The sequence below is a fragment of the Candidatus Paceibacterota bacterium genome, from assembly GCA_035452965.1.
GTDB lineage: Bacteria > Verrucomicrobiota > Verrucomicrobiia > Limisphaerales > UBA8199 > UBA8199.
Genome location: DAOTCE010000008.1, coordinates 38,954 through 64,009, shown reverse-complemented (window position 1 = coordinate 64,009; position 25,056 = coordinate 38,954). Strand labels below are relative to the sequence as shown.

The window sequence follows — 25,056 nt, the reverse complement described above, 5'->3', positions numbered from 1 at the left end:
TCAGGGGCTCCTTTCCGCATTGCACGAAGGATGACCCGACCCGCCGTCAGGTTTCGGAGCGCGCGCGGCGGTGAGGCGCCGGAGCCAAAGGCCGAGGGGTTTGAGGGGGCCTTCGGGCGCCAGGGAGATGATCAGGATCAGGATGGCCCCGAAGACGGCGTTATCGTAGCTGCCGAACCAGCCCCGCAGGGAGAAGTAATTCAGGGCCAGGCTGATCGCGGCCACGCCCCAGAGATTGGCCATGCCGCCCGCGGCCGCCAGCGCCACGTAGCGAACCGATTTGAGGGCACCGGCTTCGGCGGGGGCGATGCCGCCGGTGTAATGGGTAAAGAAGACGCCGGCCATCGCCGCGAGCAGCGCGCTGAGCACAAAGACCTTGAGCTTGCACGCGGCGGTGTTGATGCCCATGGCGTTGGCGGCGTTTTCGCCGTCATGGATGGCTTGCAGCGCGCGGCCGATGCGGGAGCGGATGAGGTTGCGCAGGAACAACAACACGAGCAGGGCCAGGCCACAAGCGATGTAGTAGTTCTCGACGCGGGCGGCGCGCTTGCCGGTGACCGTCAGCCCCGGCAGCAGCGTCCACCCGGGCACGCCGTTGATGCCGTCGGCGGCGCCGGTGATATTGCTGCCCAGCAGCATCTTGCTGACGATCAGGCCGAAACCCAGCGTGGCCATCGCCAGGTAATGGCCGCGCAGGCGGAGCGCCGGATAGCCGATGAGCAGGGCGATGAGGAACGTCGCGAGCATGGCCGCCAGAAAGGCGGTCCACGGGGACACGGTCAGGGATGCGTTGCCATAGAGGTCCTGCTTCTCGACGAGCAGGCGCGCCTGCTCCAGCCAGCCGGTCCAGAGGGCGCTTTTGAAGCGGGACAAGTCGTGCGTGGTCAGGACCGCCGAGGTATAGCCGCCAATGGCAAAAAATGCGCCGTGCCCGAGCGATACCTGGCCCGCATACCCCATCAGGAGGCACAACCCGATGACCACTATGGCGTAATACATCGCCATGGTCAGCTGCGTGAGGCAGTATTCCGTTCCGGTCGCCCGCATGACGAGCTGGGCGCCCACCACCACGATGGGGAAGAGGGCGAAGAGAAGAATCTCTCGGCAGCGATGCATCGAATCAGTGCTCCCTCACGGTGTCCGCCGCCGGCGCGCCAAACAACCCCTGCGGCCGGACGAAGAGCACGAGCAACAGGATGACAAAGGCGGTGACATCGTTATAGACGGCGGGGAGACAGCTTACGCTGGTGGACTCCAGCACCCCGACGAGCAACCCGCCGGCGACGGCGGCCATCGGGTTGCCCAGCCCTCCGAGGATGGCGGCGGCAAAGCCTTTGATCGCCAGCGGCGCGCCCATTTCGTAGTGCGTCATCGTCATGGGGGAGATGACGCAACCCGCCAGGGCGCCCAGGGCGGCGCTCAAGCCGAAGGAGAGGGTGCGCATGTTGGGGATGTTGATGCCGGCGAGCATGGCGGCCTCGGGGCTGGAAGAGCAGGCGCGCATGGCCCGGCCTTGAAGGGTGTAGCGCAGGAACAGATGCAGAACCAGGACGACCAGCGCCACCGTGCCCAGCACCCACAAGACCTGCGGTGATATCGCCGCGCCCAGGAACCGGACGGAGGAGACTTCGCTGCCAGTGAAATAGGGGAGTGAACGCACCTTTTCGTCCCAGATATGCAGCGCGACTTCCTGGATGACGATGGACAAGCCCATGGTGATGATGATCAGGTGGAGGACGGAATGCCGCTGCAGGCGGCGGAACAGCGCCAGCTCGAGCGCGCAGCCAACCAGCGCGACAATGACCACCGCGCCGGCGACGGCCACCGGGACCGGCACGTAATGCGCCAGGGTAACGGCCACCATTCCTCCGAGCATGACGAACTCGCCCTGGGCAAAGTTGATGACGCCCGTGGCGCTGTAGATCAGGTTGAACCCGATCGCGACCACGGCATAGATGCTGCCCTTGGTGACGCCGGACAGCAGGTACTGCAGCGCTAGGCTTCCGCTTTCCATTGGCCGCGCATCAAGGAAAAAGCCCCGGTCGGCCAGTCCGCCGGGGCGTGGTGCCGTCAAATCCAGCCGGCATCATCGGCGCTACTTTTTATAGAGGGTGAACTTGCCGTTTTTGACCGTCAGCATCTCGAAGGCAGTCAGATCGAGGCCGGTGTGATCGGTGGCGGAGAAGTTAAACACGCCGGCGGTGCCGACGAAGCCCTGGAGGTTCTCGAGGGCGTCGCGCAGTTTCTGCCGGTCGGGCTCACCCGCATTCTTGAGCGCCTCGACCACCACCATCAGCGCATCGTAGGAGTGCCCGCCGAAGGTGCTGACGTCTTCCTTGTAGCGGGTCTCGTAGTCCTTCTTGTAAGTAGCCAACACCTGTTTTTGCGGGTGGTTGGCGGGCAGATCTTCCACGACCAGCAAGCGGCTGGCGGGGAAGAGGATTCCTTCGGCGGCGGCGCCGGCTTGCTGGACATATTTAAGGTTGCCGAAGCCGTGGCTCTGGAACAGCGGCACGTTCAGGCCAAGCTGTTTCATGTTCTTAGCCACAATGGACTGGGCCGGCACGATGGACCAGTTGACCACCGCCTGCACGCTTGAATTGCCTTTGATCTTGGTCAGCACGTCGGTCAGGTCCGTCGCCTGCTTGTCATACACTTCATTGGCGAGAATCGTGATGCCTTCCGGTTTGGCCAGGTCCTCGAGCTGCTTTTTGCCCGCCGCGCCGAAGCCGTCGGTGCTGCTCACGATGGCGATGTTGCTGATGCCCATTTCCTTCATCGTGCGGTAAATCCAGGTCACGGCCTGGCTGTCCTTCTGGGGTACCTTGAAGACGTACTTGGCCACCGGGTTGACAATGGTCTCGGCGGCGGCACAGGAGACGAGGGGCACCTGGTTTTCTTCGCAGATGGCCTTGATCTGCATGGTTTCACCGCTGGTGGAGGGGCCGATAATGGCCAGGACTTTCTCCTCCTCGATCAACTGCTTGGCGAAGGAGACCGCCTTTTCGGTGCTGCCGGCGGTGTCTTTGATCACCAATTCCAGCTTTCGCCCGTTGACGCCTCCTGCCGCGTTGATCTTCTCGGCCAGCATTTGCACCGTCTTTTCCTCCGGAGCGCCCAGGAAGGAGGCAGGGCCGGTGACGGAAAACAGGGCGCCGATCTTGACGGGCTGGGAGGAGTCGGGTGGGGCGCATCCGGGGGAGAACAACAGGACGCAGAGCGAACAGACTCCGATTAGTACTGCTGGAATTCTTTTCATATCAGTTTGAGTTTAATGTTGAGCGACCAGCAAAGGCCTGGCCGGGTTTGAGGCCCCATCGCGGCCCACCCGTGCCAGCCACGGCAGATTGCCAGAGGCATTGGGCCAATGTCAACGCCGGGAATGTTATTGTCCAGGCGGGGGTTTGGGCCGTAGGCTTGCGCCCCGAACAGCTCGACGACCGTCCACTGACCAACGCCGGCGACCTATATGCAGGAACGAACACTGCCCCCGATGCGCGGCTGGACCGTGGTGTTGGCGGCGCTGGGAGTCAACCTGATTATCGGCGCCCTTTACGCCTGGAGTGTCATGGGCAAAGCGCTGGCGGTGCAGTGGCATTGGACGAAGACTCAGGCCGTGCTGCCTTTTGCCGCCTCCGCCGCTTCCTTTTCGATCACCATGATCTTCGCCGGGCGCTGGCAAGACCGGATCGGGCCGCGTTATGTGGCAATGCTCGGAGGCATCATCTTCGGCCTGGGCATGGTGCTGTCCTCCTTTGTCCACACCTACGGGCTGATGATGGTCACTTTCGGATTGGTCGGGGGAATGGGCATCGGGCTGGGTTATTGCGCCACTACGCCGCCGGCGATCAAATGGTTCGCGCCGGCCCGGAAGGGGCTGATCACCGGCATCGTGGTGAGCGGAGTTGGGCTTGCCGCGGTGTATATGTCGCCTTTGACCGATTACCTGCTCAAGATCACCAGCATTCAGCAGACATTTCTGATCCTGGGCCTGGGCACCATTGTGCTGGTCTCCCTGCTGGCCCAACTGCTCGCCAATCCACCCGCCGGTTACGCGCCGGCCCCAACGGCGGCTACTGAGGCTCAGTCCGGGCCGGAATCCGCGCCGCGCTGCGAGCTGGACTGGCATGAGATGCTGCGGACCGGACAGTTCTACCAGCTCTGGCTCATGTTCGTGCTGTCGGCCTCCGCCGGTCTGCTGATAATCGGCAATGTCACACTGGTGGCCCAGGATCAGGCGCCCGAATGGGACAGCGCCTTTGTGCTGGTCATGGTGGTGGCGGTTTTCAACACCTGCGGCCGCTTTCTGAGCGGCTTCGTTTCCGACCGCATTGGCCGCACCAACACGATGGTCCTCGCGTCCATCCTGCAGGCGATCAACATGTTTCTCTTCGTCCAGTATAAAACTCCCGCCCTGTTGCTGTTAGGCTCCGCCTGCACCGGGCTGTGCTACGGCACGATCTTCACGCTCTTCCCGGCCGCCACGGCGGACTTCTATGGCGTTCGCAACCTGGGCGTCAATTACGGCTTGGTCTTCACCGCCTTTGGGGTGGCCGGCGTGACTGGCTCAGTCCTTGGAGGGCGGGTCCGCGATCTGTTCGGGTCCTATTCCTACGCGTTTGTCACGTGCGGAATCATGTTACTGCTGGGCGCGGCGCTGGCCCTGGTCTTGAGGACTCCCAGCCGACAGAAGGGCGCAAGTCCGAACGGACTTCATAACGTGCTGTAAAAAAGCAACTTGTGCTGACTACCCCCCGTATAAGCGCAGCATTTGAGCCTGGCGGGGATGTCAAGGCTGTATCTACGGTGTGGATACGGTGTGGATCCGGTTAGGATACGGTGAGACTCCCTTGTGGGCGGGGGATTTCCCTCCAGGACTGGGCGGTTTCAGATGCCGGATGGCGAGCAGCAACCGGGTTGGCCGCCCAAGTGATGACGGTGCGACAGCTTTTGCCGAAGCAGCGGGGATTTGAGGCAATGCGGCCTTCCCGGCAAGCAACTTGCCGGGTGGATCACTTTCTGTGCCCTGTTGTTGAACTGCACGGGGCTATCGTTACACTTGCCCGCCATGAACGAGTTGCATCCCGCAGGCTGTGTTCTTCCGAGGGTTATCAACGGCTGTCGGTTTGCGCTGGCGGCCTGGTTCCTCTGGTTTTGTCCTGTCGAGGCCCTAGGGCAGATTTCAATCGAGCGGGTGGATGCCACTCCGTTCTTTCCCCGGGTGGAGTCGGGCCAACCGTTGCGGCAGGTCGCCAAGCTGCACCTCAATAATGCCGGCGCCGCCGCCGCCCTGGAGGTCAGGATGACTCTGGGGTCCGTTGCGCACACCGAAGACCTTGGCGAGGTGCCGGCGGGCAGGTCAACCAACACCGTCCACGTCCCCGACCTCGCCGCGCCCGCGAAACTTATTGTTGAGTTGTTGCCGAAGGGGGCGGCGGGGGTGCTCGCCCGGCATGAGCTCGGCTGGCGGCCGCAGAAGAAGTGGAAGGTCTACTGCGTCTCGTATTCGCACCATGACCTGGGTTTCGGCAACTACCCGCACCGGCTGCGCACCGAGATTCGCCACGCCAATATCGAGCGCCCGCTGCAGTTCTGCGCGGAAACCGACGGCTGGGACGAGGATAGCAAGTTTCGGTATGTGATCGAGACCAGCGAGCCGATCACCAGCTTCCTGGGCAGCCACAGCGAAACGGATGCAGTTGAGCTGGCGCGGCGGATTCGGGAGGGCCGAATCCAGGTCGGCGCCCTGCACAACACGGCCAACACCGAACAGATGAGCCAGGAGTTGATGGCTCGGCTCTTCTATCTCGGCGGCCGGCACACGCCCGATTTGCTCGGCGTGGCGCGGGGGAACACGGCGCAGATTGACGATGTGATCGGCCTGACCTGGCCGCTGGCGACGTATTGCGCCGAGGCCGGAGTGCCTTATCTGTTTCATGGCCATAACGGCGTCGGGCAATGTCTGCGGCCGGCTTCGGCGGAGCCGGTGTTCTATTGGCAGGGGCCGGACGGCGGGAGCAAGGTGCTGGTTCGCTCCATTGACTACGGCGGTTATGCCGGGGACAACCTCGGCGACGCCAGCGAGAATCACCTCCAGTCGCTCATCGCACGCCTGGGCAGCAATTGGCCTTACGATACGCTGCTGTGCCAGGATGGAACGGATTTCCAGCTCATCACGCTCGACAACGTGCAGAAGATTCGGCGGTGGAACGCCCGTTACGCGTATCCGCGCCTGGTTTCAGCCACGATGGCGATGTTTTTCCAAGAGATCATGCGGCAGGCTGAGCCGGCCCGGATCAAGACTTTCGCCAAGGACAGCAACAACCAGTGGGCCGACCAGGACTCCACTGACGCGTGGCTTTTGGCGCTGGCGCGGCGCCAGGGCGAGGCCATCCCCACCGCCGAGAAGTTCTCCACCATCGCCATGGCCACGGCGGGTGGCGGTTATCCCTGGACGGACATCTACCAGGCTTACCACCGCCTGCTGCAATACCACGAGCACACGGACGCGATAGATTTCATCAACTGCGACCCCGAACGGATGCGGCAGTATGAGACCGAGTTGGTGGAAAACCGGGAGATGGTGGTCGAGTCCAAGGAGTTTACCGACCGCGCCCGCGAGAGCGCCCTGGTCAGGCTCGCCGGGATGATGACGACAACGGCCGCCACAAACATCCTTGTCTTCAACCCGCTGACGCGGACGCGCACGGATGTGGTGCGGATGGCTGCCGCGGAATTGGGGCGGCGGTTCCAGTTGCGCGATGGCAGGACTGGGAAGGAAGTGGCACACCAGGCGCTGGCCGATGGCACCGTCTTGTTCGTTGCCGCCGATGTGCCGTCCCTGGGCTGCAAGACCTTCAGCGTGGCCGCTTCCCCCGCCACGGACAGCCCCCAACGAGAGGAGGCTCTGAGTGACGAATCCAAAATCGCCGAGCGCGAATCGCCACTGGCCGAGGGCTCCCTCGCGGCGGCTCCTGCGAGCCTGGAGAATGGGTTCTACCGCATCGCCTTCGACCGGGCCTCCGGCGCCATCACCAGCATTCGCGACCGGCAACTGGGCGTCGAATTGGTTGATGAGGGCGCGCCGCACAAGTTCAATGAGTACCTCTACGAGCGCTACGAGAGTCCGAACGCCCGCACCTCGAAGTGGTACCGAGTGCAGTCGGCGCAGGTGGCGGTTGCCCGCGGTCCGGTCGCCGACGTCCTGAGCGTCCGGGCATCGGCCGTTGGGGCGGACAAGATTGAGCAAGCGGTCCTGCTTTACCATGACCTGAAGCGCATTGACTTCGTGCTCGATCTGGTGAAGGCCCCATCCGGCCGCACCTGCCGAATCTCTCACGGCAGTGTGCTGAACAAGGAATCGGTTTACGTGACGCTGCCGTTTGCCGTGCCGGATTTCCGGTTTCATCACGAGCTGCCTGGGGCGGTGGCCGAGCCGATTCGCGACCAGTTCGACGGCTCCTGCACGGCATACTACGCGGCGCGGCATTTCGCCGATGTGTCCAACAACCGCTACGGAGTGACCGTCTCCTGCCCGGATGCTGCTCTCTTCGAATACGGGCATCCGCGTTCGTGCCTGATTCCCGCAGGGCAGGAGAGCCAGTTCGAGCGGGTCATGCAATACCCGGCCAACAGCCGGATGTATCTCTACCTCATGAACAACATGTTTGATGTGAACATCCGCTGGGATCAGCAGGGGCCGGTGCGATTCTGCTGGTCCCTGCGCAGCCATGCGGGCGGCTGGCAGGCGGGAAGAGCGGACCAGTTCGGCTGGGATGTGCTGAACCCGCTGATCGCCAAAGTGGTGGCGGGGAAGCAGAAAGGCAGCCTGGGAACGGATGGGAGCTTCGTGCGGATTGACCAGCCCAACGTAGTGTGCAGCACTCTTAAACCGGCGGAGGCTAATGGCGCCGGATTCATCGCGCGTTTCAATGAGACGCACGGTTCCGAGACAACGGCGACCGTCGCGCTGCCGTTTCTGGACCGGCTCACCGCCGCAACGGAGACTGATCTGCTCGAAAACGACCGCCTGGCGCAGTTGCCGGTCAGCAACGGCAACGAGGTTACTTTCACGTTGCCCCCGTTCGGCGTGAAGACAATTCGCCTGGCCGCCGCACTCCGGGTTTCCCTGCCGGTCCTTTCCGCGCTCAAGGCCAGGCCGCGCTCGGATATGCAGATCGAACTCTCCTGGATGGCTGACGCGCGCGCCGCCAGCCGGGCCAGCCACTACAACGTCTATCGCGGCACCCGGCCTGACTTTGCGCCGTCGCTGCGGAACCTGGTCGGAAGGCCCATTTCGGCGTCGCATGTGGATCAACCGAGGTTGCACTATGGCGGGTGGATTAACAACCGTCTCGAACCGGCGACAACTTACTATTATCGCGTTTCGATGGTGGACCGCTGGAACAACGAAGGCCCGCTGTCCCCGCCGGTTGCCGCCACCACGCTCCGATCGGACGAGCAGAATATGCCGCCCCTGCGCGTGGAGTGCTTGCGCGCGGTCCTGATCAGCCCCATCAGCCCGCAGAATTTTGTGAACCTGTTGTTCCGCACAAGCTGCGAGTCGGACGTGCGGCGCTACGAGATTCATCGCTCGACTCGTGCCGGATTTGAACCGGATTCGTCCACGTGCATTGGGGTGGCCGATGCGGAGACGGTGGTCAAGGGTTCGACCGCCTATGGTCATGTGCCACTGGACCACCGGGCAGGGGACTACGACCACATGATGTTCAAAGATGACAGCACACAGCCACACGCGACGTATTTCTACCGCGTCTGCGCGGTGGACACGGCGGGTCAACGCGGGCCGACTTCACATGAGGCCGTGGCGCGACCCAAACTCATCCCGACTGCGGCGGGGAAGGTTACCGCTCAATCGGTCTATGCGCCCGAGTACGGCCCGGAGAATGCCATTGACGGGAATCCTGATCCATTTGCCGCCTGGATTTCCAAGCCCTACGGCGGAGGCACCAAAGAGCAGCCGCTAAGCACTTGGTGGGCTATCGAGTTTCATGGCGGCAAGCAGCGCCAGCTCCAAGGCGTGAAGATCATCGGCGACGACCGCGAGGTCATCCCATTGCATCGAAACCTCCAGGTTCAGGTTCCTGAGGGTAGCGCCTGGAAAACGGTCGGAGAGTTGAAAGCCGCCACTGGCAGGACCGTGACGGTGAACTTTCAGGGAGTGGTTACCGCCGCCGGCTTGCGGGTCCTGGTTCCTGCGGCTGACTTGCCGAGATCGGAGCGCTCGGATGTGGATGGAATTGTCCGCATCTGCGAACTTATGCTTGTTCTCCCTGACGGACGGGAATCGCTGGTAGAGCCGACAATGTAATTCTGCGGCGTTGGGCGCCGCTTCGTTGCTCCCAAATCCAACTCCCCGATGTTCGCTTTGGTTCGACTGCGGCCTAATTCCGCACTGGTCGGAGGACGAGGTTGCGATATTCAACGCTGGTGTGGTCGCCCTGGAGGAGAATCGGTCCGGGTCGGGAGACATCGGACCACAAGGCGCCGCCGGTGCAACCCAGGAGCGGTTGGTTCGCAATGATCGTCTTGCCGTTGAGGATGATAGTGACATGCCGGTCCAGAAGGGTGATGTCCAAGGCCTGCCATTCACCCGCGGGCTTCTCCGCGCTGACGGCGGGCTGGAGGCGGCTGTAGATGGCGCCCATGCCGTGCAGGGTCGGCGGTTTGCCGCAGCTATCGGCCACCTGGACCTCGTAAATGCCCCGCAGATATATGCCACTGTTGCCACCTTTGGGCACGCGAGTCTCGACCGTCAGGTTGAAGTCCTCGAACTCCCAATCCGTACGCAGGTTGCCGTAGCGCTTGCGCGGCTTGCCTTCCTGTTGAGGCGCCACGTTGACCAGCAGTCCGTCCTGCACGCTCCAACCGCACTCCAAATTGGGATCGGCGAGGCGCCAGCCGGTGAGGTCATTGCCGTTGAAGATGCGAATGGGCTCGCCGAAGATTGCCCGGCTGGGATCGGGAGCGGGCGGCATGGGCCTGCTTCGCCGGCCGGTGAACTCGGCTTTGTCAACCCCCAGCCTATTCGCACGGGGCGTTTCGCTGGAGAGCTTGATGATGTTGTCTTCGACGGTGGCGGTGATGGTCTCAATGCGGACGCCTTTGGCGGCCTTGCCGGTTTTGTTCTTGCGCTCGAAGGAGTGCTGTCGGGTCAGCACCAACCGGCCATTCTCGATCCTGGCCGACTCCAACGGCAACACGCTGCCACCGCCCCAAAGCAGGCTGGCCTTGAGTTGTCCGCCGGCTTCTTCAATGCCCAGCCAGCCGGCCCGGCCATCAGGGATGGTGAGTTCCCATCCGCCGAGAAAGGGATTGTTGGCCGCCAGGGCGGTAGCGAAGGCTGCGGCAAAAGTGAACACGCAAATGAGGAATCGCGCTTGATGCAAGCCCAGAGACATGCGGGCTTTATGATTCGCCCCGCCGGGCAACGCAAGCAGATTTGTAATCAGGCCTTGGGCTGGTGGTTGGCCAGCTTGCTGCGACGCGCGCCGTAAGCAAAGTAGATTACCATGCCGATTACGAACCAGACGATCAGGCGCGCCCAGGTCGTGAGCGGCAATGCGGCCATCAAGGCAAGGGCGGAGATAGCCCCGGCGGGCGCGACAAACCACACGGCCGGGGTGGTAAATTTGCGCTGCAGATTCGGTTCCCGCACGCGCAGCACTAGGACGCCGACAGAGACGATGACGAAGGCCAACAGCGTGCCGATCGAGCAAAGGCTGCCGGCCTCACGCACGGTGAAAACGGCCGAGAAGAACGCTACGCCGATGCCGGTTGCGATCGAAGTAATCCAGGGGGTGCGAAAGCGCGGATGGACCTGGCTGACGACCGGCGGCAACAAGCCGTCGCGGGACATGCTGTAGAACACGCGCGATTGGCCCAGCAGCATAACGAGAATCACCGAGGACAAGCCGGCAACGGCGCCGAGTTTGATAAGTTTGCCCATCCAGCCCATGCCCGCGCGGTCGGCCGCCACGGCAATCGGGTCCGGCACGTCGAGTTGAGCGTAAGGAACCACGCCGGTCGCAATGCCCGACACCAGAATGTAAAGCACCGTGCAGATGACCAGCGACCCGATGATGCCGATGGGCATGTCGCGCTGCGGGTTCTTGGCTTCCTGCGCGGCGGTGCTGACGGCGTCGAAACCGATGTAGGCGAAAAAGACGATTCCCGCGCCGGTCATGATTCCCGACCAGCCGAAGTGACCTGACGTGCCGGCATTGGCCGGAATGAACGGGTGCCAGTTGGCGGTTTGAATGGCTCGGGCGGCTCCCGCAATGAACAGCAGCACCACGGCCACTTTCACGCAGACGATGGCGTTGTTGAAGTTGGCAGACTCCTTGATGCCCACCACCAGCAGCGTGGTGACAACGAAGATGATCAGCACCGCCGGGAGGTTGAAGATGGCGGTGACCTGCGGCAGCATGGCGGAGTCGGTGCCGAGGACCTTAACCTGATCCGCCAAGCCCGCGCTGAGTGCTGTCCAGCCGGCCTTCATCTTCAAGGCCGCGGCCAGCGCGGCCGGGAGTTGGATCAACTGGGTGCCACGAGCGGCGGAAAGCTCCGGCGGCACAACAATGCCAAAGTCGTTCAGGAAGGAGACGACGTAACCCGACCAGCCAATCGCAACGGTGATGGCTCCGACGGCGTACTCAAGGATCAGGTCCCAGCCGATAATCCAGGCAAACAACTCCCCCAGCGTCGCGTAGCCATATGTGTAGGCGCTGCCGGCCATGGGCACGAGCGAAGCGAATTCGCTGTAGCATAAAGCCGCGAAGATGGAAGCCAGGCCCGCCAGCACGAACGAGAGCACGACCGCCGGCCCGGCATTCTGGGCCGCAACGGTTCCGGTAAGCACGAAAATGCCAGTGCCTATTATAGCGCCTACGCCCAGGGCGGTTAGATTCACGGGACCGAGCGCCCGGTGCAGACTCTGGTCGGCCAGAGCTTCGGCTTGGAGATCGGCAACACTCTTGCGTCGGAACAGGTTCATGGCCGGTCGGAGCTAAGCGAATTGATTATTGGTCCGGGTGTATGGTCCGGCGGAGACTGGAAGTCAAGGAAATGTGGAGCCTGCGCGAGCAGATCGGCTGGTTAGGCGCGGCGCCGCTTTGCCTGATCCCCTGGCAGGTCTGCGCACGCCTGGTCACCGCGCCTTGCCCGGCTGCGACGGCCAATCCGGCGTCAATCATGAGAGTTTACAAATATTGCCCGCGCAGCGAAGATGTCCTGGTCCGCGGGCGCGTGGCGGAATTGGCAGACGCGAAGGACTTAGGATCCTTTGGAGAAATCCTTGCAGGTTCGACCCCTGTCGCGCCCACCAACAAAATCAAGAGGTTTGTTGGTTGTTGTTGACTTGCTGACACGTTGCTGACGCAATCGCGGTTGGACGACGGCGCATCATCATCGTCGTAAGGAAGCTACTGCCGCGACCGGGACTTCGGCCCCTTCTTCCTCAAGTTCTGCTCCTACTTTCCTTACTCGGCCAAGCTCTGTCTCAACGGCCTTGAGTATCTGAAGTGCCAACTGGCCCAGCGCGGCATTGCCTTCCAAGCCCTGGACAACGGCCTGCTGGCTTGCGCGGATCTCCCAGCCGCCCAGCGCCTCTGTGAAGGATTAAGCGACACCAAAATCGACGCTTTCTTCCGCAAATGGCTCGCCCGCCTGCCTCACCCCTACAGCGCCAAGGACCGCCGCGCCGGTTACCGCTATGATTTGTCGGTGCTCCAAGCCGAGTTCTCCCTCACCCAAGTCTGGGACCGCCCAGTCCACGGGCGCTGCTTCTTCGAGGAAGTCATCCGCGAAAACATCGATTTGGGCCGTCCTGAACAGGTGCAGTTGATCTTTGCCCGCCAGATGCAAAGAAAGACCGCCACCGACGGCCGATGCCGGACGCGCATTGTCACCGAGGGCGTGGTGCCCTCCCTGCACGTCTACTATAAGAACACCCACCTCAAACAATACCACAAACGCCAGTCCCAAGGCGCCGGGTTGCGGACCGAGACCACGATCAACAACACTTACGACTTCGGGGTGGGCCGCCGCCTCAAAAACCTGGCCGCCTTGCGCCAGATCGGCTTCGCCGCCAACCGGCGCGTGCTCCAAGTCGAGCAACTGACCCATGACTGCCACATCGGCGCCCAGGCGTTGGATCAACTCCAGAAATCGGCCGAGGTCGACGGCCAGCATGTGTCCGCCTTGCCCTTCGGGCAGGAGCGGGTGCAGGCTTTGCTGGCGGTGCTGCTCTTGTTCTGCCTCCAGCCCCAGGGCTTTCGTAATCGCCAACTGCGGCCATTGCTTGCGCAGTGGCCCGGCCTGGCCGAATCTCAAATCCGCCCCGGGCGCATGAGCTATGACCTGCGCCGCTTGCGCCTCCACGGCCTGATTGAGCGCCTCCCCAAGACCCAGCGCTACCGGCTCACCGCCTTCGGCCTCAAGACCGCTCTGTTCTACAGCCGCGCTTACCAGCGGCTCGTGCGCCGCGGACTCTCTGAATTGCACGATCCCCACCCCTTGCCATCCGCCACCCTGGCCGCCGACTACGCCAAATTCCAAAATGCTTTGGACGCTTACGTCGCCGAAAAAATAGCCGCCTGAAACTTGATCTGCCTACAACCAGTTTTAAGATTCAAGGACTCTAGATTCGGCACGTCGAAGGGAACCTATGCCTATCAGAATCGCCATAGTAGATGACGATGATGGCGTGCGCACAAAGCTCGCGCGCGCGGTGGACGAGTTTGGCGTCTGCTCCTGCGTTGGCACGTTTTCTTCCGGCGAAGACGCTGTTGTTTCTCTGGCGGCGACTGCTGCTGAAGTCGTCCTGATGGACATCAACGTGCCCGGCATGAGCGGAATCGAATGCGTGCGACGGCTCAAGGCCGCCAATCCAGGGATCGAGTTTATCATGCTGACGGTTTATGAGGACACAGAGAGCGTGTTTAATGCGCTGGCCGCTGGCGCCAGTGGATACCTTCTTAAGTTAGCCACCCGCCAGGAATTGCTCGATGCGATTCAGCAAGTGCGGCACGGCGGCTCGCCCATGACCAGCCATATCGCCCGCAAGGTGGTCCAGTCTTTTCGTCGCCCGGCACCGCTTGAGACGGACACCAGCAAACCCTCCGCCCGAGAGCAGCAGGTACTCGAGCTTCTAACCCAAGGCTTCTTGTATAAGGAAATCTCCCAGTCCTTGGGGATCAGCTACGACACCGTCCACAACCACATCCGTCATATTTACGACAAACTGCATGTGCGCTCGCGGACGCAGGCGGTGATGAGGTACCGCGACTCCGCGTCATTGTCGGCAAACTCAATTCGGTGGCGCAGCGGCTGATCCCCGCGCATGAGGATGTGGCTCAGTTAAAGGGCGCGACGGGGCAAGGGGCGGAGAGTGGCCGATCCACTTGTGCTCTAGGGGAGCGCGCAGCCAGCCCATCCCTGCGCACCGCCTTGAGTGACACCCGACTGCGAGCTCATGGGTTTCTCATGCCATCAGACCTCGCCGTCCATACGTAAGCAAGTCGCTGCGTTCAAATGCCCGATGCTGAAACTCGCACCTCCAGTGGTGTGGGAGGGTGCTAAGGCGCAATCCTCGGCACCCGATGCGATCGCGGGCTTTGCCACTCGGTTTGACGCCGGCGCGCGGGTGGATTCAAGCCCCCGCGCAAACCTAGCCGCCGAGGGCGCCTAATTCACCGCGTCCAGGCAATCCCGCACCACCTTGGCCAGCGTGCGCGGATGATACGGCTTCTGGAGATGATGCAGGCCGCGGCGCAGAACGAAGTCCTTGCCCACTACGTCCGCGCTGTAGCCGCTGGTGAAGATCACTTTGAGCCGAGGTCGCTCCGCTCGGAGCTCTTCCGCCAGCTCGCGCCCGTTCAACTGGCCGGGCATGACCAGGTCCGTCAACAGCAAGTCAATGCGGTCCTTGCTCTCGCGCCAAACCTGGAGCGCTTTCGCGCCCGAGTCGGCCTGGAGGATGCGGTAGCCGTGCCGGGTGAGAAATTCGCAAACCAGCTCGCGCACGGCCGCTTCGTCCTCCACCACCAGGATGGTTTCCGTGCCGCCCCGCACCGTGGGTTCGGTTGACGGTCCGTTGGCGGGTTTCGCCGGTTCAAGGCTCCGCGGCAGGAATACTTTGAAAGTCGAACCTTGGCCCGGTTCGCTCTCCACCTCAATCCATCCGCGGTGCTGTTGGACGATGCCGTACACCGTCGCCAACCCCAGGCCCGTGCCTTTGCCCACTTCCTTGGTGGTAAAGAACGGTTCGAAAATGCGCCGCACGTTCTCCGGCGGAATGCCGCAGCCGGTGTCGGCGACGCTCAGGCAGACAACGCCGTTCGGGCACGGCACCGGCTGGCCGACCAGGCGCTTCGCGTCCGCCTCGAACCCTGAAATCTTGATGGTGAGCTGACCGCCCCTGGGCATCGCATCGCGCGAGTTGACGGAGAGGTTCAACAATACCTGCTCCAGCATGCCGCCATCGGCGTGGACCAGCGCCGGTTGCGGGAGGTAATTTAGCTGAAGCGCTATGTCCTCCCCCAGAATCCGGCTCAGCATCTTCGTCATGTTGGCGACCAGTTCATTCAGGTCCAACAGCCGGGGTTGCATCACCTGCCGGCGGCCGAACGCCAGCAATTGCCGCGTCAATCCGGCGGCCCGCTCCGCCGCCTGGGTAATTTGTTGGGCGGACTTTGCGGCGCCTGGCTTCAGGCTGCCTCCTGCTATCAGCAACGAGGCGTGGCCGTGGATGACGGTGAGGATATTGTTGAAATCGTGAGCCACGCCGCCGGCCAGCTGGCCGATGGCATCCATCTTCTGCGACTGGCGCAGTTGCTCTTCCAGCCGCTTTTGCGCCGTCACGTCCCGGAATATTCCCAGCAGCAGCGGCGGTCGGCCGCGCAATTCCACAAACGAGCTGGTTTCCTCCATGATCACTAGATTGCCATCGCGCAGGGTCAAGCGCCTTTCCTGTTCTCGCTCGGTGACCCGCCCCTGGAGGCGCTGGATGTACTCCTGCAGCATCTTCCCGGGCGGCTCGGAGCCGGTGTGCAGGGCGGTGAGCGATTGGCCCTCCAGCTCCTCACGGCGCCGGCCGACGATCTTGCAGAACGCCTTGTTGACGGCAACAATGTTGCCTTGCTCGTTCGTCAGCCGCATTCCATCCGCTGAATTCTCCCACACCGAATGGAACAGCAACTCTGAGCTGCGGAGGGCCGTCTCGGCCAGCTTCCGGTCCGTGATATCGCGGACGTGCAACAGCACCGCCTGCTGGCCGGCGTAGTTGACGCGGCCGGCACGAATCTCCACCGGCACAAAGCGGCCGTCCCGTGTGCGGCTAGCCCCCTCGATTCGCCCCAGCCGGCCTTCCGCCAGTGCTTTGAACTCGCGCGCCGCTTTTTCGCGCTGTTCCGGTGGCACCAAATCGAAGGCGTTCTTGCCGACTAATTCCCCTGCCGTCATTTCGTGCAGCCGGCAGGCCGCCGGGTTGACGTCCAGCACGTTTCCCTCCAGGTCTTCCACGAACACCGCGTCCGGCGAGGCTTCGATCAGTTCGCGGAAGCGCTGTTCGCTGTCGCGCAACGCCTGCTCGGCCCGAATCCGCTCAAGTGCTCCCGCGCAGTGATCGGCCAGGGTCTGGAGCATATTGAGATCCGCCCGGGTGTAGGCCTTGGGGGCGTAACTCTGAATCGAAAGTATGCCAATGACCTTGGTGCGGTTCCGAATGGGCGCCAGCATGAGCGAAGCCGACGGGCGCGACGTGTCCCCGATCGGCACGCTATCCGTCGGCATGGTGATCGGCTCCTCGCGCAAGATTAGTTCCGCGCCGTGCTCGGCCACCCGCCGCGCCATTTGACTGGGCTGGCCGGCCTGGCCGGTAAGCGGAATGTCAAAGCGCCCGCCCTCCCGGTCCGTGTCCACTCCCAGGATCCGCTGAATCGTGCCCTGTTCAGCCGAGTAGAGGTTTAGAGTGAACGCGTCCCAATTAAACAGATCGTTCGTAACGGCGCGGATGATCCGCGCGGCCTCGGCGGGTGATGTCGCCGAGCTCAAGTCCTGGCCCAGCTTGGAGAACGCCGCGTCCCGATGCTCGTTGCGCTTGCGCTCGGTGATGTCGTTGACCATGGACATCGAGGCCACCCGGCCCCGGAAGGAAATCGGGCTCCATTTGATCTCGACGTCCATCAGCGTCCCGTCTTTCTTCCGGTGCCGCCAGCTCCCCACCAGCCCGGGCCGGATGGGCTGGTCCGGCGCCAGCAAGGTGTGCAGGTATTCGATAAGCGCCGGGACCTCCTCTTGCGGGCGGATATCCTGGAGCTTCATCGAGAGGAATTCCTCGCGCGAGTATCCGTAGTGTTCCAGCGCGGCGTCGTTGACCTCCAGAAAGGCAAGTGTTTCGTGGTCAAACACGTACATGGGAACCGGGCTGCCGTGGAAGACCAACCGATACTGCTGCTCGCTTTCGGTCAGGCCGATCTCTGCCTGCTTGCGGTCGCTGACATCGCGCGAGTTGACAACTATCCCGGCGATATCCGGATCGTGCAGCCGGCTCTGGCCAACCGCCTCCAGGTAACGCCAGGAGCCATCCCGGGTCCGGACACGGAACTCTACCGTGACCGGGCGCTCCGCGTTCGCCACCCCGCAGCGGAACGCCTGCAGGACGCGGGGAAGGTCATCCGGGTGCAGGAAAGCAAACGCCCGTTTTCCCGCCAGTTCCTGCGGATCGTAACCCAGCACACGCTTGACCGACGGGCTGTTGTGGATGAAATGGCCGTCCCGGTCCAGGATGCTGAGGATATCGAGGGCGTTCTCCGTCAGAGTGCGGAAATACTTTTCCCGCCGAACCAGTTCTGCTTCGATCTGCCGCCGTTGCGATCGTTCCCCGGCTTCCTCGACTGCGCGGCGCACGGCGGGAACCAGCCGATCCGGCCAGTGCTTAAGCACATAATCAGTTGCCCCGGTCCTAAGACTCTCGATGGCTGCCTGTTCGCCGATTGTGCCGGAGACGAGCAGAAAAGGTGTTTCGGGGCTTCTCTCGCGCGCCAATCGCAAAGCATCCAGGCCGTTGCAGGACGGCAGCAGGTAGTCCGCCAGGATGAGGTCGAACTTCCCCGAAGCCAGCGCACTTTCAAAAGCCTCCCACCCTTCGACCAGCGTTATTTCGCCCCTGATTCCCTCACGCTCAAGCAGGGAACGCACCAGATCGCAGTAATCAGGGTCATCTTCCAGATGCAGTATGCGCAGCGGTTGGTTCATGCCATAGACATAGTATTTCCGGCCAATCTCCTTATTGAGACAGCAACCCCGGTGCCACTAGCCGGCCAGTCGCCTGAAAAGGAGTTCCCGGGCGGGTTTCCCCCCCTCATTTACCCTCGATCTTGCCCCGAAAGAAGCCTTTTAGCCGGCCAGCGCTGCTGCCTGCTCCGGCAAGACCCGCCGGATTTCTCGCAAACGATAACCGAATCCCGGCCCTTGCACGGTGGTGAGCCCAACCTCCCCCTCTCGTCGCTGGTAGAGGCCCGGATGCACTGCCGCCTCCGGACGCGAGGCATCCGGATAGAACTGCATGGCGTTGGTCTCCACCCCCATGATCGTTCCCGTGTGCGCGGCCAGCAGCAAGTGCGGAATCTGCGCGAGCATTGGATTGGTCAGGTCCTGCACCATCAGGCTCATGCCATGCGCCCTGGCCCAGCACGCGCTCAGCAACGCACCCGTTTGCGTCTTGCACGTTTTGAGCGCCACCCCCGACCACCCCAGCTCGCGCCCCAGCCGCACCAGCCGCCAGTCATGCGCGCTTTCGTCCAGGAACAACGGCTTGCGGGCCGACACGCTGCGCACGTCCAGCGGATGTTTCTCCAAATCGTATGGAAAGGGCTGCTCCACGTACAGAATCATGCCATAAAGCCGTGGGTGCTCGTCCCGCAGCCGGTCCAGGACGTCATTCACATACGCCGGCTCGGCCACGGTGCAGTTAAAGTCCGCCGACAGCCAGTCAACCCCATGCTGGAGGCCAATGCCCGCGACCTGGACCAAACGGTGATAATCCCACTCCGTGTCGTTGCCTCGCAACTTGACCTTGAGACACTTCAGGCCATCGCGCCGAATCCAATCCTCCAGCAGCGCCGGGTAGCCGTCCTTCGGCTCCTCGCCTGTCCGCTCCGTGGCCTCCAACAAGTCAAGACCGCCGACCAAATGCCATGCCACCAGGCTTTCCGCGCGGCGAGGGGCCAGGAAGTCGGCCGGATACTTGCCTGCGAACGACGCGCCCGAGCGTGGCGCGGGCTGCAAGTAATAGGCCAGATCGCGGTTCATGAACTTCGCATGGTAGGTTTGATATGTCGGGCAGCCATGCAATTGCCCGTAGGCATCATGCACCGCCAGGTCGAACGGCGCACAGCACACCAGCGCCGCCAGCCACGGCATCGGCTCCTTGCCGCGGCGTTGCCGCTGGTTGAATCCCTCCAGCCATCCCGGCAGCACCGTCTCCAGAAAATCGTGGCCCAGTTCCATCGGATGCCCCCGCGCCTGAATGCCCCCCCACAACTCGTTGAGCTCGATACAGAAAGCCTTCAGCGCGCTGTGCCGTTCCTCGTAAGGGATCCTGCTTGGCCAGACCCACTGCACGCTCAGTGGTGTTTCCCCCCATCCCTCCGCCGTTCGCCCCTGCTCGTCGGCCACGGTCACGCGCGCGCGCGCGCAGGTGACCTGCGTCAGTGTCTCCGCGCCAAACTTCAGTGCTACCCGCGTCTGCACCGGCAGAAAGTAAAGCGCTGCCGCGATTGTGCGGACATCCGTTGATTTGCCCATCGCAACTGATTAAGCCCCAACCCAGCACCGCCAACAAGCGGGATTTGTCCGCGAGATCATCATCGGCCGCACACAGTTGCGGATCACTGGCGAGACCACCCCGGGGCTAATCCGGTTCAATACAAAATCTTGTCCGGCTTCTGTTCCCACTCGTGGAAGGCGGCGAGGGCTTCTTTGCGCAGGAGTTGCTTGAGCTTGCGCTGGCGCTTCCCAATCGGCAGCGCCACTTCACGATAGATCAAGTCGTCGTCGAAGTTAATCCGAGCGGCATCCTGGCGGGTGTTGCCGTAAAAAACACTGCGCAGGCGTGCCCAGTAGATCGCCGAGAGGCACATTGGGCAGGGCTCGCAACTGGTGTAGAGATCACAGTCTTCGAGTTGGAAGTTATTCAGGCGCTTGCACGCCTGACGAATGGCGACCACCTCCGCGTGGGCGGTCGGGTCGTTCGCCGAGGTAACCTGATTCCAGCCCCGGCCGATAATTCGCCCATTGCGCACCACTACCGCGCCAAACGGTCCGCCCTGCCCGCGGCGCATGTTCCTGAGCGAGAGACGAATGGCCTCTCGCATAAACTTCGGATTCATACAAATCCCCGATGGGGGCGGCGCGCCCGGCGAGCGCGCTCTGCCACGAGGTTCATGCGAACAGGTCGCCGACGTTCATGGAGAGCGGCACTTGTTTGCCGCCCTCAAAGAACCGTGTTGCCTGGCCCTGGCTCCACTTGCGCAAGCGGTAGAGCACGGCAAACGTGTAGTCGGGCGCCGCACCGCCCTGGCCACCGACGACCTCGCCGCCGCGGCGCACGTTGTCCATCATCCAGGGAGGCAGCAGCAGATGGTACGGATTGCGACCCACCTCGCCCACGTGGAAGCTGGTCGCTGCCATCATGACGGCCAGGTCTTCGGCGCTGATCTCGACCATCAGGTTTGGATCGGTCATCGCGCCCCAGAATTCCGTTTCGACAATGTGGCAGGCGAAGCTTGCGGGCATCTGTTTCAGGGCATCCATCACGAGGTAGTGAGTGCCGATGTGCGTGCTGTTCCAGTCGCGGTCGTGCGGGCACAACACCACCTTCGGCTGGTGCTGCTCGATAATGCCTTTGATGATCTTGACGCAGGCTGCCCAGTGCTGGGGGTCCTGCTCGCGGGCCTTGGGATTGATCTTCTCCAGGCCGTTTGGCGCAGTAGTCACGAGGTTGAAACCGATGTATTTGCAGGCGTTCTGCAGTTCACGCAAGCGTGCTTGCTGGCGCTCTTTGTTGCTGCCAAAGGTGACGGCCACGTTGATCAAGTTCATCCGCGCCTGGCGCATAAGCCGCACCGCCAAAGCGCCGACGATGCATTCGTCGTCCGGGTGTGGCGCGAAGAACAGCGCTTTGGGCGCGTTGGGGGGAATCTCGACCCGCGGAGCGGGCGGGAAGGTGCCGAGCGGAAACGTGCGGCCTTGTTTGAGCAGGCGCGCGTAGTCAGATACGAGTTGATGATATGGAGTCATGGATTTAGCGAGTTTTTCATTAACACCCCGCTTCAGCGGGGTGACAGGACGATTGGGAAAGGCTCTGAACCGCTTCAGCGGTTTCCCCGCACCGCCTGAAACCGCTGAAGCGGTTCCAGACCTCTGGCAGCGCGTTTCCACCCCGCTGAAGCGGGGTGTTAATGAGATCTGCCGATGGTGCCATCTGCGATAGTGTCATAGGCTACTTCAGTTTTGGAAGGCTTGCCGCCGCGACCGCCTGGCCGTGGCGCTTATCTTTCTCGTCGGGAATGTGGAAGGCGATCTTGCCGGTCAGTTCGGGGAATTCCGCCTTCAGGACTTCCTTGGCCCCGGCGATGATGAGGTCGCCGCCAGGTCCGGAGGTGACCCGGCCCAGGATCAGCACATTCTCCAGGTCGTAGAAATCGGTAAAGTGCGGGATGGCGTAGCCGAGATACGTTCCGATCGTCTCGTAGATCTTGCGGGCGCGATAGTCGCCTTCGTCCATCAGCTTCTGGACGTATTTCAGCTTCTCGGGGAGCGGCATTTTTGCATCCACCTCGATGCCTGCGGGCGCGAGCAGGCGTCCGACGCATTGCTGTGAGAAATACTGGACGTCGCAGCCGTAATCGCCCGACCACTCGTCTGTGGCAGCGGCGGGATTGAGATCAACCGGGACAAAGGCCAGCTCGTTGAGCCAGGAAGTGATGTTACCCTCGGCGTTGACGTAGCCGCCGGCGGTGCTTGTGCCCAACGAGATGCCCAGGATTCGGTTCCTGCCCAGGGACATGGAGCCGGCCAGTGCGGTGACCTCCCCGTCGTTCACGACCTCCAGGGGGATATTGTTCCACGCCCTGCGGATTTCCAGGAACAAGTCCTTCACCCGTTTGTTGAACGCATCGGGTGGCACCCCGCGGAAAAGCGATGCGACCTTGACTCGGTTGTTTACGTAAACCCCTGCGGCGCTGCCGCCGATGGCATCCACCCGCGGCAGGTGTGCCGCCGCCTTCTTAAGCGAATCCATGATGCCGTCGTAGTGGTATTGCGGATTGGGCTGGAAGTAGGGGTCCCAGACCGTTTCGTCGCTGTAGACCACCTTGCCTTCAATGACCGCCGCCACCTTGCGATCGCTGCCGCCGAGGTCAAAGCCGATGCGGCAGCCGTCCAGGTGCCGGCCGAGCGAAGCGGCGCTGCGCCTCTCGGGCGGGGGAGCTTTTGAGTGAACCACCTCGATGGGATGATCGAACATGCGCTCGCCGACGAGGTTCGAGTCGAACTTGCCGGTGGCCGTCTCGCGGTAGTGGGCCGCCAGTTTCGCCGCCAGCGGCGCCGGGCCGTCAACGTGGAGGCGGAACCCGCCCCGCGACCAGAGCAGGAACTTAGCGATGCGCTCCAGGTAGGTGAAGTTGCCCGCCGCCTGCGGATGGCCGTCTGGCAGGATCTGGGTGGTGAAGTGGGAGGTTGTGCCATCGGTTTGTTCCAGCGCCAGGCAGACAGTGTTCGCGCCGGGGGTGGCGCGGGCCAGCGCCCGAAAGGCGCGGTTGGCCAGCACTGCAGGCCGGAATGCAGGATCAAGGACCGGTGTCACTCGCGGCGCGACCAAAGGAAGCCCGTTATTAGTATTCATTTTGCACGAAGTGTTGTAATTCAGACCCGAGCGGGGCGCAAGTCAGGACCGGACCCAGGAATGCGGTTGCGAGCTTCGGCCCGCGACAGTCGCGGGCAGGAAAAGCGGCAAAGGACAGGCACGCTCCTTATCGAATTGAACCGTCCGACCACTCGCCTGTGGCTGCGGCGAAATGACAACTGAAGCGGCAGAACGTTTCTTGCAATTTGGCCGGTGGTACGGTAACAGCCTGCACGGCAAAGCGATTCTTTATGACGAAGCAAACGAGCGGGAAGTGTAAGGTGAGCAATAAAGCGGTGCTGGCGTGGGTGGACGAGATGGCCAAACTCTGCAAGCCCGACCGTGTTTACTGGTGCAACGGTTCCAAGTCGGAGCGCAAGGCGTTGACGGCGGAAGCGGTCGAAGAGGGGATCCTCATCAAGCTCAACCAGAAGAAGCTGCCGGGCTGTTATTACCATCGGTCGAACCCGAACGACGTGGCTCGCGTCGAACAGTCCACCTATATCTGCACCGAGAGCCAGGAAGAGGCCGGACCGACCAATAACTGGATGCCCCCGAGGGAAATGTATCAGAAACTGCGCGCTTATGCCGACGGCTGCATGCGCGGGCGGACGATGTACGTTGTCCCTTACTTGATGGGGCCGCCCGGCTCCCCGCTGGCCAAAGTCGGCCTGGAGCTGACCGACTCCATATATGTGGTGTTGAGCATGGGGACGATGACCCGAATGGGGGACATCGCGTTCGAGGAGCTGGGCAAGAGCGACGACTTCAACCGGGGCCTGCACTGCATGTTGGACGTGAACCCGGAGCGGCGCTACATCGCGCATTTCCCCAAGGACAACGCCATTATTTCGGTCGGCTCGAATTACGGCGGCAACGTGTTGCTCGGCAAGAAGTGCCTCGCCCTGCGCATCGGCTCTTACCTCGGGCGGCAGGAGGGCTGGTTCGCCGAGCACATGCTCATCCTCTGCGTGGAATCACCGACCGGCGAGAAGACCTACGTGGCGGCGGCATTCCCCAGCGCGTGCGGCAAGACCAATTTCGCCATGATGATGCCCCCCCCGCAACTCAAGGGGTGGAAGATTTGGACAATTGGCGATGACATCGCCTGGATGAGGCCGGGACCCGACGGCCGGCTCTATGCCATCAATCCTGAGGCGGGCTATTTCGGTGTTGTGCCGGGCACCAACTCGAAGTCAAACCCGGCGGCGGTGGAGATGATTTCCCGGGACACCATCTTCACGAACGTGGCGCTCACCCCCGATCTCGATGTATGGTGGGAAGGCAAGGATGGTCCGCCACCCAAACAGTGCCTGGACTGGAAGGGCAATAAATGGACGCCGGACTCGGAGGAAAAGGCGGCGCATCCCAACAGCCGCTTCACCGCGCCCATGACCAACAATCCACTGCTGGCTCCGGAGGTCAACGACCCCCATGGCGTGCCGATCCGCGCCATTATCTTTGGGGGCCGGCGGAGCAACACGACGCCACTGATCTACCAGGCCTTCAACTGGGTTCACGGCGTTTACATCGGCGCTACCATGGGCTCGGAGATGACCGCTGCCGCAGTGGGCGGCACCGGCCAGGTCCGCCGTGATCCGATGGCCATGCTGCCGTTCTGCGGCTACCACATGGGGGACTACTTTCGGCATTGGATCAACATGCACAAGACGATCAAGCACCCTCCGCGGATCTTCCATGTGAACTGGTTCCGCAAGAATGGACAGGAGGAATACCTCTGGCCCGGCTTCGGGGAGAACATGCGCGTGCTTAAATGGATCGTGGATCGCTGCCACTCCCGCGCGGATGCGGAGGAAACCGCTCTCGGGTGGGTGCCCGGGCCCACGGGCCTCGATCTATCCGGCCTGAGCAGCTTTTCGTCTGAGCACCTTGAGCGGGCCCAGGCGATCCACGAAGAAGAATGGCGCCGCGAAATAATCATGCAGGACGAGCTGTTTATGAAGCTGCATGCGCGGCTGCCCAAAGAGTTGATTTTCCAGCGCGAGCTGCTTCTGGCACGTCTGTAAGGCCGCGGCTCCGAAGCGTGAACCTTCCGCGCGAGGCCCGGTTCATACTCCGGGAATAAAGAATCCCCGGGCGCCACAGGTGTCCGGGGATTTTGAAGACGA

15 protein-coding genes and 1 tRNA gene are annotated in these 25,056 nt (G+C 62.4%); 6 read left to right on the top strand and 10 right to left on the bottom strand.

Annotation, left to right across the window (positions count from 1 at the left end; translation table 11 throughout):
- From P5205_08990 to P5205_08980, 3 genes are all read right to left on the bottom strand, one after another.
- Positions 1 to 1,116: a branched-chain amino acid ABC transporter permease gene (locus P5205_08990; protein HSA10491.1), complete on the bottom strand. Its 1,116-nt coding sequence runs from the start codon at positions 1,114 to 1,116 to the stop codon at positions 1 to 3.
- Between the two features lie 4 nt (positions 1,117 to 1,120).
- Positions 1,121 to 2,014, bottom strand: coding sequence for a branched-chain amino acid ABC transporter permease (locus P5205_08985; protein HSA10490.1), 894 nt, complete (start codon positions 2,012 to 2,014; stop codon positions 1,121 to 1,123).
- Positions 2,015 to 2,095: 81 nt separating this feature from the next.
- Positions 2,096 to 3,259 (bottom strand): ABC transporter substrate-binding protein, encoded by a 1,164-nt coding sequence (locus P5205_08980; GenBank protein HSA10489.1) that lies wholly within the window; start codon positions 3,257 to 3,259, stop codon positions 2,096 to 2,098.
- Positions 3,260 to 3,469: 210 nt separating this feature from the next.
- Between P5205_08980 and P5205_08975 the strand changes: the two genes are divergently transcribed.
- Both P5205_08975 and P5205_08970 read left to right on the top strand, forming a co-directional pair.
- The gene (locus P5205_08975; protein ID HSA10488.1) at positions 3,470 to 4,729 is read left to right on the top strand and encodes an OFA family MFS transporter; all 1,260 of its coding nucleotides are present in this window, start codon (positions 3,470 to 3,472) and stop codon (positions 4,727 to 4,729) included.
- A gap of 339 nt (positions 4,730 to 5,068) precedes the next feature.
- A complete protein-coding gene (locus P5205_08970; protein ID HSA10487.1) occupies positions 5,069 to 9,331 on the top strand; it encodes a glycoside hydrolase family 38 C-terminal domain-containing protein in 4,263 nt (1,420 codons plus the stop codon).
- Positions 9,332 to 9,404: 73 nt separating this feature from the next.
- Here P5205_08970 and P5205_08965 read toward each other — a convergent pair whose 3' ends face one another.
- Positions 9,405 to 10,421: a DUF1080 domain-containing protein gene (locus P5205_08965; GenBank protein ID HSA10486.1), complete on the bottom strand. Its 1,017-nt coding sequence runs from the start codon at positions 10,419 to 10,421 to the stop codon at positions 9,405 to 9,407.
- 47 nt (positions 10,422 to 10,468) lie between these two features.
- Positions 10,469 to 12,016 carry an amino acid permease gene (locus P5205_08960; GenBank protein ID HSA10485.1) on the bottom strand — a complete coding sequence of 516 codons (1,548 nt, stop codon included), beginning with the start codon at positions 12,014 to 12,016 and terminating at the stop codon, positions 10,469 to 10,471.
- 245 nt (positions 12,017 to 12,261) lie between these two features.
- Between P5205_08960 and P5205_08955 the strand changes: the two genes are divergently transcribed.
- The 3 genes from P5205_08955 to P5205_08945 all read left to right on the top strand — a co-directional run bounded on the left by P5205_08955 (position 12,262) and on the right by P5205_08945 (position 14,353).
- Positions 12,262 to 12,346, top strand: a tRNA-Leu gene (locus P5205_08955).
- A gap of 392 nt (positions 12,347 to 12,738) precedes the next feature.
- On the top strand, positions 12,739 to 13,620 hold the full coding sequence (locus P5205_08950; protein HSA10484.1) for a hypothetical protein: 882 nt from the start codon (positions 12,739 to 12,741) through the stop codon (positions 13,618 to 13,620).
- Between the two features lie 67 nt (positions 13,621 to 13,687).
- The gene (locus P5205_08945; GenBank protein ID HSA10483.1) at positions 13,688 to 14,353 is read left to right on the top strand and encodes a response regulator transcription factor; all 666 of its coding nucleotides are present in this window, start codon (positions 13,688 to 13,690) and stop codon (positions 14,351 to 14,353) included.
- Between the two features lie 353 nt (positions 14,354 to 14,706).
- Here P5205_08945 and P5205_08940 read toward each other — a convergent pair whose 3' ends face one another.
- The 5 genes from P5205_08940 to P5205_08920 all read right to left on the bottom strand — a co-directional run bounded on the left by P5205_08940 (position 14,707) and on the right by P5205_08920 (position 22,927).
- Positions 14,707 to 18,276 carry a PAS domain S-box protein gene (locus P5205_08940; protein HSA10482.1) on the bottom strand — a complete coding sequence of 1,190 codons (3,570 nt, stop codon included), beginning with the start codon at positions 18,274 to 18,276 and terminating at the stop codon, positions 14,707 to 14,709.
- 141 nt (positions 18,277 to 18,417) lie between these two features.
- Complete coding sequence (locus tag P5205_08935) at positions 18,418 to 19,827, bottom strand: hypothetical protein (GenBank protein HSA10481.1); 1,410 nt, start codon at positions 19,825 to 19,827, stop codon at positions 18,418 to 18,420.
- Positions 19,828 to 19,943: 116 nt separating this feature from the next.
- Positions 19,944 to 20,411: a nucleoside deaminase gene (locus P5205_08930; GenBank protein HSA10480.1), complete on the bottom strand. Its 468-nt coding sequence runs from the start codon at positions 20,409 to 20,411 to the stop codon at positions 19,944 to 19,946.
- A gap of 52 nt (positions 20,412 to 20,463) precedes the next feature.
- On the bottom strand, positions 20,464 to 21,321 hold the full coding sequence (locus tag P5205_08925) for a PIG-L family deacetylase (GenBank protein HSA10479.1): 858 nt from the start codon (positions 21,319 to 21,321) through the stop codon (positions 20,464 to 20,466).
- A gap of 202 nt (positions 21,322 to 21,523) precedes the next feature.
- A complete protein-coding gene (locus P5205_08920; GenBank protein HSA10478.1) occupies positions 21,524 to 22,927 on the bottom strand; it encodes an ROK family protein in 1,404 nt (467 codons plus the stop codon).
- A gap of 251 nt (positions 22,928 to 23,178) precedes the next feature.
- Here P5205_08920 and P5205_08915 point away from each other — a divergent pair, with 251 nt between their 5' ends.
- Entirely contained in the window at positions 23,179 to 24,954 is a 1,776-nt protein-coding gene (locus tag P5205_08915) for a phosphoenolpyruvate carboxykinase (GTP) (protein ID HSA10477.1), read from the top strand.
- Positions 24,955 to 25,056: the final 102 nt, after the last annotated feature.

What these genes read in the sequence shown, in the direction of transcription:
- P5205_08980 (HSA10489.1), bottom strand. Translation starts at nt 3,259, where the DNA reads ATGAAAAGAATTCCAGCAGTACTAATCGGAGTCTGTTCGCTCTGCGTC.
- P5205_08960 (HSA10485.1), bottom strand. Translation starts at nt 12,016, where the DNA reads ATGAACCTGTTCCGACGCAAGAGTGTTGCCGATCTCCAAGCCGAAGCT.
- P5205_08970 (HSA10487.1), top strand. Translation starts at nt 5,069, where the DNA reads ATGAACGAGTTGCATCCCGCAGGCTGTGTTCTTCCGAGGGTTATCAAC.
- P5205_08935 (HSA10481.1), bottom strand. Translation starts at nt 19,827, where the DNA reads ATGGGCAAATCAACGGATGTCCGCACAATCGCGGCAGCGCTTTACTTT.
- P5205_08920 (HSA10478.1), bottom strand. Translation starts at nt 22,927, where the DNA reads ATGAATACTAATAACGGGCTTCCTTTGGTCGCGCCGCGAGTGACACCG.
- P5205_08975 (HSA10488.1), top strand. Translation starts at nt 3,470, where the DNA reads ATGCAGGAACGAACACTGCCCCCGATGCGCGGCTGGACCGTGGTGTTG.
- P5205_08985 (HSA10490.1), bottom strand. Translation starts at nt 2,014, where the DNA reads ATGGAAAGCGGAAGCCTAGCGCTGCAGTACCTGCTGTCCGGCGTCACC.
- P5205_08990 (HSA10491.1), bottom strand. Translation starts at nt 1,116, where the DNA reads ATGCATCGCTGCCGAGAGATTCTTCTCTTCGCCCTCTTCCCCATCGTG.
- P5205_08940 (HSA10482.1), bottom strand. Translation starts at nt 18,276, where the DNA reads ATGAACCAACCGCTGCGCATACTGCATCTGGAAGATGACCCTGATTAC.
- P5205_08945 (HSA10483.1), top strand. Translation starts at nt 13,688, where the DNA reads ATGCCTATCAGAATCGCCATAGTAGATGACGATGATGGCGTGCGCACA.
- P5205_08915 (HSA10477.1), top strand. Translation starts at nt 23,179, where the DNA reads ATGACGAAGCAAACGAGCGGGAAGTGTAAGGTGAGCAATAAAGCGGTG.
- P5205_08925 (HSA10479.1), bottom strand. Translation starts at nt 21,321, where the DNA reads ATGACTCCATATCATCAACTCGTATCTGACTACGCGCGCCTGCTCAAA.
- P5205_08930 (HSA10480.1), bottom strand. Translation starts at nt 20,411, where the DNA reads ATGAATCCGAAGTTTATGCGAGAGGCCATTCGTCTCTCGCTCAGGAAC.
- P5205_08965 (HSA10486.1), bottom strand. Translation starts at nt 10,421, where the DNA reads ATGTCTCTGGGCTTGCATCAAGCGCGATTCCTCATTTGCGTGTTCACT.